The organism is Kocuria sp. KKT182 (assembly GCF_055635395.1).
Window position 1 is genome coordinate 2,941,490 of sequence record NZ_CM145757.1, and the last position, 11,225, is coordinate 2,952,714.

At 73.4% G+C, this 11,225-nt stretch carries 11 protein-coding genes; 8 read left to right on the forward strand and 3 right to left on the reverse strand.

Features of this window, described 5'->3' with window-relative positions:
- Positions 1 to 2 precede the first annotated feature (2 nt).
- The 4 genes from ACZ2G1_RS13780 to ACZ2G1_RS13795 all read left to right on the forward strand — a co-directional run bounded on the left by ACZ2G1_RS13780 (position 3) and on the right by ACZ2G1_RS13795 (position 4,109).
- Positions 3 to 998 (forward strand): 3-hydroxyacyl-CoA dehydrogenase family protein, encoded by a 996-nt coding sequence (locus tag ACZ2G1_RS13780; RefSeq protein WP_115163651.1) that lies wholly within the window; start codon positions 3 to 5, stop codon positions 996 to 998.
- A gap of 94 nt (positions 999 to 1,092) precedes the next feature.
- Entirely contained in the window at positions 1,093 to 2,829 is a 1,737-nt protein-coding gene (locus tag ACZ2G1_RS13785) for a dihydroxyacetone kinase family protein (protein WP_426120059.1), read from the forward strand.
- A gap of 9 nt (positions 2,830 to 2,838) precedes the next feature.
- A complete protein-coding gene (locus tag ACZ2G1_RS13790; RefSeq protein ID WP_426120058.1) occupies positions 2,839 to 3,645 on the forward strand; it encodes a triose-phosphate isomerase in 807 nt (268 codons plus the stop codon).
- On the forward strand, positions 3,645 to 4,109 hold the full coding sequence (locus ACZ2G1_RS13795) for a ribose-5-phosphate isomerase (RefSeq protein WP_017833593.1): 465 nt from the start codon (positions 3,645 to 3,647) through the stop codon (positions 4,107 to 4,109). Before ACZ2G1_RS13790 ends, ACZ2G1_RS13795 begins: the two co-directional genes overlap by 1 nt.
- Positions 4,110 to 4,237: 128 nt before the next feature.
- On the opposite strand, the gene ACZ2G1_RS13800 is transcribed toward ACZ2G1_RS13795, so the two are convergent.
- Positions 4,238 to 5,104 (reverse strand): alpha/beta fold hydrolase, encoded by an 867-nt coding sequence (locus tag ACZ2G1_RS13800; protein WP_426120057.1) that lies wholly within the window; start codon positions 5,102 to 5,104, stop codon positions 4,238 to 4,240.
- Between the two features lie 134 nt (positions 5,105 to 5,238).
- Here ACZ2G1_RS13800 and rocD point away from each other — a divergent pair, with 134 nt between their 5' ends.
- Positions 5,239 to 6,504 carry an ornithine--oxo-acid transaminase gene (gene rocD, locus ACZ2G1_RS13805; protein WP_470377010.1) on the forward strand — a complete coding sequence of 422 codons (1,266 nt, stop codon included), beginning with the start codon at positions 5,239 to 5,241 and terminating at the stop codon, positions 6,502 to 6,504.
- Positions 6,505 to 6,510: 6 nt separating this feature from the next.
- On the opposite strand, the gene ACZ2G1_RS13810 is transcribed toward rocD, so the two are convergent.
- Together ACZ2G1_RS13810 and ACZ2G1_RS13815 are read right to left on the reverse strand one after the other, a co-directional pair.
- The gene (locus ACZ2G1_RS13810) at positions 6,511 to 7,032 is read right to left on the reverse strand and encodes a glutathione peroxidase (protein ID WP_109268397.1); all 522 of its coding nucleotides are present in this window, start codon (positions 7,030 to 7,032) and stop codon (positions 6,511 to 6,513) included.
- 93 nt (positions 7,033 to 7,125) lie between these two features.
- Positions 7,126 to 7,848: a GntR family transcriptional regulator gene (locus ACZ2G1_RS13815; protein WP_035923531.1), complete on the reverse strand. Its 723-nt coding sequence runs from the start codon at positions 7,846 to 7,848 to the stop codon at positions 7,126 to 7,128.
- 148 nt (positions 7,849 to 7,996) lie between these two features.
- Here ACZ2G1_RS13815 and ACZ2G1_RS13820 point away from each other — a divergent pair, with 148 nt between their 5' ends.
- Genes ACZ2G1_RS13820 through ACZ2G1_RS13830 form a run of 3 tightly spaced genes read left to right on the forward strand, consistent with a single transcriptional unit; the run spans position 7,997 to position 11,225 of the window.
- Positions 7,997 to 9,334, forward strand: a complete 1,338-nt coding sequence (locus ACZ2G1_RS13820; RefSeq protein WP_470377011.1) for an ABC transporter substrate-binding protein — start codon at positions 7,997 to 7,999, stop codon at positions 9,332 to 9,334.
- Positions 9,335 to 9,388: 54 nt separating this feature from the next.
- Positions 9,389 to 10,366 (forward strand): carbohydrate ABC transporter permease, encoded by a 978-nt coding sequence (locus tag ACZ2G1_RS13825; protein WP_017833587.1) that lies wholly within the window; start codon positions 9,389 to 9,391, stop codon positions 10,364 to 10,366.
- A gap of 1 nt (position 10,367) precedes the next feature.
- Positions 10,368 to 11,225 (forward strand): carbohydrate ABC transporter permease, encoded by an 858-nt coding sequence (locus tag ACZ2G1_RS13830; RefSeq protein WP_095650204.1) that lies wholly within the window; start codon positions 10,368 to 10,370, stop codon positions 11,223 to 11,225.

Consider the following 11,225-nt stretch of genomic DNA (forward strand, 5'->3'; position numbering starts at 1 on the left):
TCATGGCTCAGCGCTCGGTAGCAGTAGTCGGTTCGGGATACATGGGCGGGGGCATCGCCCAGGTGCTCGCCCTCGGCGGCGCGCGGGTCGCGCTCGCCGACATCTCGCAGGAGATCGCCGAGAAGAACCTCGAGCGCCTGCTCGGGGAGGCGGAGCAGTTCGTCGCCGACGGGCTCTTCCCGGCGGACGCGGTCGAGCGCCTGCGGGAGAACCTGTGGGCCGCTCCCAGCATCGAGGAGGCCGTCGCGGACGCCTCCTACGTGGAGGAGGCCGTCCCGGAGAAGCTCGACATCAAGCACGGCACCCTGCGCCGGATCAGCGACGCCGCTCCGGCGGACGCCGTGATCGGCTCCAACACCTCCACCATCTCCATCGCCCAGCTCGCCGAGGTCGTCGAGAACCCGGGCCGTTTCCTCGGGGTGCACTTCTCCAACCCCGCGCCGTTCATCCCCGGCGTCGAGGTCATCCCGCACGCGACCACCACGCCCGAGACGGTCGCGGCGGCCCAGGAGATCGTCGAGCTGACCGGCAAGAAGTCCGCCGTGGTCAAGGACGTCACCGGTTTCGTGCTCAACCGCCTGCAGTACGCCCTCTTCCACGAGGCCGCCCAGCTGGTCGAGGAGGGCATCGCCACCGCCGAGGACGTCGACACGCTGGTGCGCACCACCTTCGGCTTCAGGCTGCCGTTCTTCGGCCCCTTCGCGATCGCGGACATGGCTGGACTGGACGTCTACTCCTTCTGCTACGCCTCCCTGCAGACCTCCTTCCCCGAGCGCTTCGCCACGCCCAAGGCGCTCCAGGACCTCGTCGACGCCGGGAAGCTCGGCACCAAGTCCGGCGCCGGCTTCCTGCAGATCCCCGCCGAGCGCTCGAACGACCTCGTCGCGTACCGCAACAAGGCGTACGTGGCCATGGGGCAGCTCCTGGACGACCTGGGCCCCAGCCCGGTCGACGAGGAGACCGCCCAGCAGGGCGGCGCGTCCGCCCCCGCCGGCTGAGCTGGCGCCACCGCACACCCCGCCGGCCGGAGCGGCGCTCGACGTCGATCGCCGCTCCGCCCGGCCACCCTTCCGAGACCACGAGGCTGGAACGATGACTTTTCTTGTGAACGATCCTGCGGAGTTCGCGTCCGACGCGCTGCGGGGCTATGTGGCCGCCCATCCCGAGCACGTGGTGGCCGCCCACGGCGGGGTGGTGCGCGCCTCCGAGACGCCGGCGGGTCAGCCGGCGCTGGTGATCGGCGGGGGGTCGGGGCACTACCCGGCGTTCGCCGGGTGGATCGGGCCGGGGATGGGCCACGGCGCCCCGTGCGGCAACATCTTCTCCTCGCCCTCGGCCTCCCAGGTGTACTCCGTGGCGCGCTCGGCGGAGAACGGCGGGGGCGTGGTCCTGGGCTTCGGCAACTACGCCGGGGACGTGCTGCACTTCGGGCAGGCCGCGGAGAAGCTGCGCGCCGAGGGCGTAGACGTGCGGATCATCCGGGTCTCCGACGACATCGCCTCGGGTCCGGCCGGGGCCCACCGTGAGCGCCGCGGCATCGCCGGGGACCTGCCGGTGTTCAAGATCGCCGGGGCGGCGATCGAGGCCGGGGCCGATCTGGACGAGGCCGAGCGGGTGGCGTGGAAGGCCAACGACGCGACCCGGTCCTTCGGGGTGGCCTTCGAGGGCTGCACCCTGCCCGGTGCCGGGGAGGCGCTGTTCCACGTGCCGGCCGGGGAGATGGCGATCGGGCTCGGGATCCACGGCGAGCCCGGCGTGCGCGAGGTGCCGATGGGCACCGCCGACGAGGTCGCCGACCTCCTGCTGGACGGTGTGCTGGAGGAGGAGCCCGAGCGGACCGAGGGCGGCTACCAGGGGCGGGTGGCGGTGCTCGTCAACGGTCTGGGCACGGTCAAGTACGAGGAGCTGTTCGTGGTCTACGCCCGGGTGGCCGCCCGGCTGGCCGAGAAGGGACTCACCGTGGTGGCCCCGGAGGTCGGGGAGCACGTCACCAGCCTGGACATGGCAGGGTGCTCGCTGACCGTGGTGTTCCTCGACGAGGAGCTCGAGCGCTACTGGCTGGCCCCGGCCGACACCCCGGCGTTCCGCCGGGGTGCCCCGGACACGGCCGGGCGGCCGGCGCGGACCGGGGTGCACACCCCCGGCGCGGAGGAGGTGCCCGAGGCCACCGCGGAGTCCCGGTCGGCGGCCGAGCGGGTCGTGGCGGCCCTGGCGGTGCTGGAGGCGACCGCGGCCGAGCACGAGGAGCACTTCGGCAAGCTGGACGCCATCGCCGGCGACGGCGACCACGGCCAGGGCATGGCCTACGGGACCCGGGGCGCGCTGGCGGCCGCCCGGGACGCGGCCGCGGCCGGTGCCGGGGCGCGGACCGTGCTGCTGCGCGCCGGGGACGCCTGGGCCGAGGAGGCCGGCGGCACCTCCGGTGCCCTGTGGGGCGCGGCGCTGACCGCGGCCGGCGGGGTCTTCGACGACGCCGCCGGGGCCGGGTCGGACGAGGCGGTGGCCGCCCTGGTGGCCGGGATCGACGCGGTCGTGCGGCTGGGCGGGGCCCAGCCGGGGGACAAGACCATGGTCGACGCCGCCCTGCCGTTCCGCGAGGCGCTGCTGGCCGAGTTCGAGACCTCCTCCGACCTGGCGGGCGCCACGAAGAAGGCCGCCGCCGTGGCGCGGGAGGCCGCCGAGGCCACCGCGGACATCACCGCCCGCCGCGGGCGCTCAAAGGTGCTGGGCGACAAGAGCCTGGGCACCCCGGACCCCGGGGCGCTGTCCTTCTCCGTGCTCATGGACGCCCTGGGCGATCTCTTCGCCCGGACCCCGGACGCCCGGTAGGAGGCGGTCGTGACGGTGTGGGTCGGCACGAGCTGGAAGATGAACAAGACCCTGGCCCAGGCCACGGACTGGGCCCGGGGCCTGGCCGAGGCCCTGGCCGGGCGGGACCTCGGGGACGTGCAGCCCTTCGTGATCCCCCCGGCCACGGCGATCGCCGCGGTGGCCCAGGTCCTGGCGGAGGAGCCCCGGGTGCTGGTCGGGGCGCAGAACGCGCACTGGGCCGAGGCCGGTGCCTGGACCGGGGAGGTCTCCGTGCCCCAGGTCGCCGACGCCGGGGCCCGGATCGTGGAGATCGGCCACTCCGAGCGCCGCGAGCACTTCGGCGAGACGGACGAGACCGTCCGCGCCAAGGTCGCCGCGACCCTGGGCCACGGGCTCGTCCCGCTGCTGTGCGTCGGGGAACCGGCGGAGGTGCAGGCCGCCGGCGGGTCCGGCGCGCACGTCCTCGGCCAGGTCGAGCGCGCCCTGGCCGGCCTCGAGGCCGAGCAGCTGTCCCGGGTGCTGATCGCCTACGAACCGATCTGGGCGATCGGCGAGCACGGCCGCCCGGCCACCGTCGCGGAGCTGGCCGAGCCCTTCGCCGCCCTGGGTGCGCACTGGGGGTCCCGGGTGCGCGGGCTGCTCTACGGCGGGTCGGTCAACCTGGACAACGCCGCGGACCTGCTCGGCATCGACCACGTGGACGGCCTGTTCGTCGGCCGCACGGCCTGGCGGCTGGAGGGCTACCTGCGCCTGCTCGAGATCGCGCGGAGCGCTGAGGCGGCCCGCGCGAGGACCACCAACGACGAGAACGACGACAAGGAAAAGGTGAAGTGATGAGCGAGAAGAAGCTGCGGATCGTGATCGGCGGCGACGACGCCGGGTTCGACTACAAGGAGGCCCTGCGCCGGGACCTCGAGGCCGACGACCGCGTGGAGAGCGTGGTCGACGTCGGCGTCTCGAAGACCGAGAACACGGACTACCCGCACGTGGCCGTCGAGGCCGCCCGGAAGGTCGCCTCCGGGGAGGCCGACCGGGCGCTGCTGATCTGCGGCACGGGCCTGGGCGTGGCGATCTCGGCGAACAAGGTCCCCGGGATCCGGGCGGTGACCGCCCACGACTCCTACTCGGTGGAGCGCTCGGTGCTCTCCAACAACGCCCAGGTGCTGTGCATGGGCCAGCGGGTCGTCGGCCTGGAGCTGGCCCGGCGCCTGGCCAAGGAGTGGCTGGGCTACACCTTCGACACCACCAGCGCCTCGGCGGCCAAGGTCGAGGCCATCACCGGCTACGAGAACGGCTGACCGCACCCCGGCACCAGCCCCGCCGGGCCCCGGCACGGGACACCGTGCCGGGGCCCGGCGCGTGTCCGTGCCGGGGCCCGGCGCGTGTCCGTGCCGGGGCCCGGCGCGTGTCCGTGCCGGGGCCGCGACTACGTCCGCGCAGCACGCAGGTGCGCCAGGACGGCCGCCCCCACCTCCTCCGGCCGCTCCTCGGCGAGGAAGTGGCCCGCGTCCACGGCCCGCCCCGTGGCCCGCGGGAACTGCCGCCGCCACAGCGCGAGCGGGTCCTCCCGCGCGCCGACCCGCCCCCGGGCGCCCCACAGGACGAGGGCGGGCAGGTCCCGCTGCTCGTGCTCGTCCGCCTCGTCGATCTCCCGGTCCGGGCCGGCGGCCGCGCGGTAGTCGCGGCACCAGGCGTCGACCACGGCGGGATCCCGCGCCGCGTCCTCGTAGGCGGCGAGCGCCGCCGGGTCGAACGGGACCTGCGTGCCGCTGAGCCCCTGGAGCGTCCGGCGCACGAAGTACACGGGGTCGTGGCCGATCAGGGTCTGCGGCAGGCCCTCGCCCTGGGCGAGGAAGGCCCAGTGGTAGTACTGCAGGGCCATCCACGCGTCCATCGACCGCCACACCTCCAGGGTGGGCAGGATGTCCAGCAGGGCCACGGACGCCACCGCGCCGGGGGCGTCGAGCGCCATCCGGTGGGCGGTCCGGGCGCCGCGGTCGTGCCCGACGACGGAGAACCGCTCGTGGCCCAGCGCCCGCATGAGCTGCACCTGGTCGGCGGCCATCGCCCGGAAGGTGTGGTCCTCGCTGCTCGTGCGCGAGCCGCCGTAGCCGCGCAGGTCGGCGGCGACCACGGTGAACTCCTCGGCCAGCACGGGGGCGAGGTGGTGCCACATGGCGTGGGTCTGCGGGAAGCCGTGCAGCAGGAGCACGGGCGGGCCGTCGCCGCGCGTGCGGGCGTGGATCGTGCCGTCGGCCACGGGGACGTCGTGGGCGGTGAAGTCGGGGAACACGGTTCCTCCTGCAGGTCGGGGACGGGCCGCGCGGCGCGGGGCCGGGACTGTAATGCGGGCCCGGCGGCGTTGTACGTGATGGGCTGGACCGCACACGCTCCAGACAACACCAGCGAGGAACCGGGAGAAACCCCATGAACCACGCCCCGACGCAGTTCGTCGACCCCGCGGCCGGCACCGCTCACGGCACGAGCACGCGGGAACTCGTGGAGACCGCCGAGCGGTACACCGCGCGCACGTACTCCCCGCTGGACGTGGTGGCGGCCCGGGCCCAGGGCACCACCGTCACGGACGTGGAGGGCCGGGAGTACCTCGACTTCCTCGCCGGCTACTCGGCGCTGAACTTCGGCCACGGCCACCCGGCGGTCCTCGAGGCGGCCCGGACCCAGCTGGAGCGCGTGACGCTGACCAGCCGGGCCGTCCACAACGACCAGCTCGGCCCCTTCGCCCGGGAGCTGTGCGAGCTGCTCGGCCAGGACATGATGCTGCCGATGAACACCGGCGCCGAGGCCGTGGAGTCGGCGATCAAGGTCGCCCGCAAGTGGGGCTACGAGCGCAAGGGGGTGGCCCCGGGCCGGGCGCAGATCGTGGTGGCGGCGGGGAACTTCCACGGCCGCACCACCACGGTCATCAGCTTCTCCGACGACGACGAGGCGCACCGCAACTACGGCCCCTACACGCCGGGCTTCGTGACCGTCCCGTTCGGGGACCTCGCCGCCCTCGAGGCGGCCGTCACCGAGGACACCGTCGCGGTGCTGCTGGAGCCCATCCAGGGCGAGGCCGGGGTGATCGTGCCGCCGCCGGGGTACCTGAAGGGCGTGCGGCGGTGCACGGCCGAGCGCGGCGTCCTGCTCGTCGCGGACGAGATCCAGTCCGGGCTGGGCCGCACCGGCCGGACGCTGGCGTGCGAGCACGAGGACGTGGAGGCGGACCTCTACCTGCTGGGCAAGGCCCTGGGCGGGGGAGTCCTGCCGGTGTCCGCGGTGGTGGGGCGGGCGGACGTGCTCTCGGTGCTGCGGCCCGGCCAGCACGGCAGCACGTTCGGCGGGAACCCGCTGGCCGGCGCCGTCGGCCGCGCCGTCGTCGCCCTCCTCGCCACCGGGGAGCCCCAGGAGCGGGCGCGGGTCATGGGGGAGAAGCTGCACGCCGGCCTGGCGGAGCTGGCGCCGCTGGGCCTGACCGAGGTGCGCGGGCGCGGGCTGTGGGCCGGGATCGACATCGATCCGCGGCTCGGCACCGGCCGGGAGTGCTGCGAGCGGCTGGTGGCCCACGGGATCCTCGCCAAGGACACCCACGGCTCCACCATCCGGCTGAGCCCGCCGCTGGTGATCACCGACCGGGAGCTGGAGCGGGGCCTGACCGCGCTCGCGGACGTGCTGCGGGAGATGGCCGGCCGCTGACCCGCCTCAGCCCGTCCCGGCGGACTCCGTCCCGGCGGGCGCCTCCCCGTGGGCCAGCGCCGACTCGATGCTGCCGGCGAGCTGCGCCGGCGAGGTCTTCGGGGCGAAGCGGCGGATCACCCGCCCGTCCCGGCCCACGAGGAACTTGGTGAAGTTCCACTTGATGGCGTCGCCCATGATCCCGCCCCGCTCCCCGCGCAGCCACGACCACAGGGGGTGGGCGCCGGGGCCGTTGACGTCGACCTTCTCGAACATCGGGAACGTCACGCCGTAGTTGCGGCTGCAGAAGTCGGCGATCTCCTCCTCGCTGCCCGGCTCCTGGTGCCCGAACTGGTTGCAGGGGAAGCCCAGGACCACGAGCCCGTCCTGCCGGAAGTCCCGCCACAGCTGCTCGAGGCCCTCGTACTGCGGTGTGAACCCGCACTCGCTCGCGGTGTTGACCACGAGCACCACCTTCCCGGCGTACTCGGACAGCGGCTGCTCGCGCCCGTCCAGGGTGGTGGCGGTGAAGTCGTGCAGCGTGGTCATGGGAGCCTCCGGAGCGGTCGGGGACGGCGGTCTGCTCCCATTCTGCCGCCGACGCGCCGCCCGCGCCCGCGAGAGCGCCCGCGATCCCGCGGGTCAGTGCTGCGGGCCCTTCATCCGGGCCAGGAAGCGGAACCGGTCCCCGCGGAACACTGAGCGGGTCCACTCCACGGGGGAGTCGTCCGCCGTGAACCCGAGCCGGTGGATCAGCAGCAGGGGAGCCCCCATCTCGATGCCCAGGAGCCGGACGTCGTCCGGGCCGGCGAGCCGGGTCTCCACGGTGTCCTCGGCCGCCACGATGTCGATGCCGTAGTCCTGGCGCAGCGCGGTGTACAGGGAGCCGGTCCGGTCCAGGTGCGCCGCCAGGCCGGGCAGCGCTCCGGCGAGCAGGGCGACCTCGTGGGCCAGCGGCTCGCCGTTGATGAGGCGGATCCGCTCCACCCGCGCGAGCTCGGCGCCGACGGGCACGCGCAGCCGGGCCGCTGCGTCGTCGTCGGCGGCCGTGCGGCTCACGTCGAGGACCGTGGAGGAGCTCACGAGGCCCTGGGCGTCGGCGTCGTCGCTGAACGAGGTGAGCTGGCGGACGTAGGTGAACCGCGGCGGGGCCACGAAGGTCCCCCGGCCCTGGGCCCGGCCCAGCACCCCTTCCGCCACGAGCTCGCCGATGGCCTGGCGGACCGTGGTCCGGGAGGTGGCGTACTGCTCGGCGAGCGCCCGCTCCGTGGGGATGAGCGCGCCGGGGGTCGCGTCCCGCACGAGCGCCCGGAGCTGCTCCTTGAGCAGGTAGTACTTCGGGACGGCCCGCGGCTCCGCGCTCATGGGGCCAGCATATCGACCGCGCCGCCCGGTCCTGCGGGCACCGTTTCCCGAGGTGTGAGCATTGACACACAAATTGGTCTAGTCCAAGCTGGGGGAACGACAGCTGTGACGATCGCGAACACTGCGGCCGAGAGAAGGGGAACTGCTCATGAGTGCACGAACGAGGCGCCGGTCCCGGGCCGTGGTGCTGGGGACCGGCCTGTCGATGGCCGTGGTGCTGGCCGCCTGCGGCGGCGGTGGGGAGAGCGCGAGCGGCAGCGGGGAGGGCGACGGCGTGATCGAGGTCTGGGCCCACAGCGGCCAGGCGGCCGAGGCCGAGGCGCTCGAGGCCCTCGTCGCCGAGTACAACGACTCGCAGGAGGACGTCAGCGTCGAGCTGACCCTCATCCCCGAGCCGGACTACACCAACACCGTCCAGGCGACCGCCGCGGAGGACCTGCCCGACGTGATGGAGATGGACGCCCCGACGATGGCGTCCTTCGTCTACGACCGCAAGCTCGTGCCCCTCGACGACGTGGTGTCGCAGGAGACCCTCGAGAACCGGATCGAGGGCGTGCGGGAGAGCGGCACGTACCAGGACCAGACCTACGCCGTCGGCATGTTCGACGTCGGGCTCGGGCTGTGGGGCAACCAGCAGCTCCTCGACGCCGCGGGCGTGGAGGCCCCGGCCACCGCCGACGAGGCGTGGACGGCGGAGGAGTTCGAGCAGAACCTGCAGAAGCTGGCGGAGGTCAGCCCGTCGGGCAACGCGATCGACCTGGGCGAGGCCAACGGCTTCGCCGCCGAGTGGGGAACCTTCACCACCTCCCCGGTCCTGTGGTCCAACGGCGGCACGCTGATCCGGGACGGCGCGGCGGAGGGTGTGCTCAACAGCGCCGAGAACGTGGAGGCCCTCGAGGAGTGGGCCTCGTGGAAGGAGCACACGGACCCGAACACCAGCGGCACCGCCTTCCCCGACGGGGACGTCGCCCTGACCTGGACGGGCAACTGGATGTACCCCACCTTCAGCGAAGCCCTCGGCGAGGACCTGGTCCTCATGCCCCTGCCCGACCTCGGCAACGGCACCAAGGCGGGCCACGGCTCCTGGCAGTGGGGCGTGACGCCGGCGGCCGGCGGCGACCAGGCCGCGGCCGGTGCCTTCCTCGACTTCCTGCACTCCGACGAGAGCATCGCCACGATGGTCGAGGCCAACGCGGCGGTGCCCGGCACCACGAGCGCCCTCGAGGGCAGCGAGCTCTACGGCGAGGGCGGGCCGCTGGGGCTGTTCGCGTCCAACCTGGCCTCGGCATGCAGCTCGGAGGAGGTCACCCCGGAGTGCATCGCGGTGGCGCGGCCCATCACCCCGGGCTACCCCACGGTCACGAGCTCCTACGGCAGCGCCCTCGCGGCGATCTGGGGCGGAGCGGACCCGCAGGAGGAGCTCGACAGCGCGGCGCGGGCCATCGACGCCGACTTCGAGGACAACAACGGCTACCAGGACGAGTGACCGCCGCGGCGGGGCCGCCCAGCGGCCCCGCCGCGCACCTGCGAGGAGTGCACCATGACCACCACACCGGGCCTCGCGGCCCCCGCGTCCGCCCCGGCGGACGTGCTAGAGGCTCCACCGCCCCGCAGGGGGCTCCGGCGGGACGGGCTCGCCGGGGTCCTCATGGCGGGTCCCGCCGTGCTGCTGCTCGTCCTGTTCGTCGCGGTCCCGTTCGTCGCGGCCATCGGCTTCTCCTTCCACAACGTCCGGCTCGGCGACCCGCGCGATCCCGCCTTCATGGGGCTGACCCAGTACGCCCGGATCTTCACCGACCCCGACGTGTCCAGCCGGTTCCTCAGCGCGCTGCTCCACAACCTGGTCTTCGCGGCCGTGGTGGTCCCGGTGCAGACCGCCCTCGCGCTCGCGCTGGCCCTGCTCGTGCAGAAGACCGTCCGGGGGATCGGGATCTTCCGGTCCGTCTTCTTCCTCCCCGTCGTCTTCCCCATCGCCCTGGTGGCCCTCATCTGGCGGCTGATCCTCGCCCGCGGGGACGACGGCCTCCTCAACTCCCTGCTCGGGTTCTTCTCGGGCGGCGCCTTCGGGGCCCAGGACTGGCTGGGCTCCGAGCTCACGGCGCTGGCCTCGGTCATCGTCCTGTCGATCTGGCAGGGCGTCGGCTTCCAGATGGTGATCCTGCTGGCGGCCCTGCAGCAGGTGCCCGCCGACCTCTACGAGGCGGCCCGCCTGGACCGGGCCGGTGCGTGGCAGCGCTTCGTGCACGTCACCCTGCCCGGGATCAACACCACCCTCGTCTTCGTGGCGCTCTACACGATGATCCTGTCGCTGCGCGTGTTCGACCAGATCTACGTGCTGGCCCGCTCCGGCGGGGGGCTCAACGAGGACGCCACCCGCACCGTGATGTACGAGGCGGTGACGTCCGCCTTCGACGAGAACAACATCGGGCGCGCGAGCGCCATCTCCGTGGTGTTCTTCGTGATCGTGGTGGTCCTGTCCCTCGTCCAGCGCCGCGCCACCCGCGAACGGGAGGACTGACATGACGCAGACCGCCGCCGCCCGCCGCCGCCGCCGCAGGACGGACGTGCCCCGCTACGCGGTGCTCGTCGTCACGAGCCTCCTGTTCTTCGCCCCGGTCGCCTACATGGTGGCGGCCTCGCTGGCCCCCGCCTCCCGCACGCTCGCCGGCTTCGAGGTCTTCGACCCGCGCGAGTGGGGCCTGCACAACTACACCGGCGTGGCCTCGAGCCTGTCCTCGGACAGCACCGGCCACCTGTGGCGGTTCTTCTTCGTGTCCGTCACCGTCACGGTCTGCGTGGTGGGGCTCGGGCTGGTCGTGAACTCGATGGCGGCCTTCGCCCTGTCGCGGCTGACCTGGCGGGGCAGGAACCTGGTGCTCCTGGGCGTCCTGCTGCTGCTCATCGTCCCGTTCGAGGCCGTGGCCGTGCCCATGTTCTACCTCTACAACGACGCCCGGAACACCCTGTGGATCCAGATCGTCCCCTTCATCGGCAACGCCCTGTCGATCTTCCTCTTCTACTCGTTCTTCTCCGGCATCCCCCGCAGCATCGACGAGGCCGCGCGGATGGACGGCGCCGGGCCGCTGCGGGTGTTCTGGCAGATCATCGCGCCCATGAGCAAACCCGCGTACGCGTCGGTGGCGGTGCTGACCTTCCTGACCCAGTGGGGGGCGTTCCTGTGGCCGGTGCTGATGATCTCCGAGCCGAACCTGCGCCCCCTGCCCCTCCAGATCAGCGTCTTCGCGGGCCAGCTCCCCCCGGCGTGGGGCGAGGTCATGGCCTTCGGGGTGCTCCTGGTGGTGCCCGTGATCGTCGTGTTCCTCGTCTTCCAGCGCTGGTTCATCGAAGGCGTGGCGAGCTCCGCCGTCAAGGGCTGA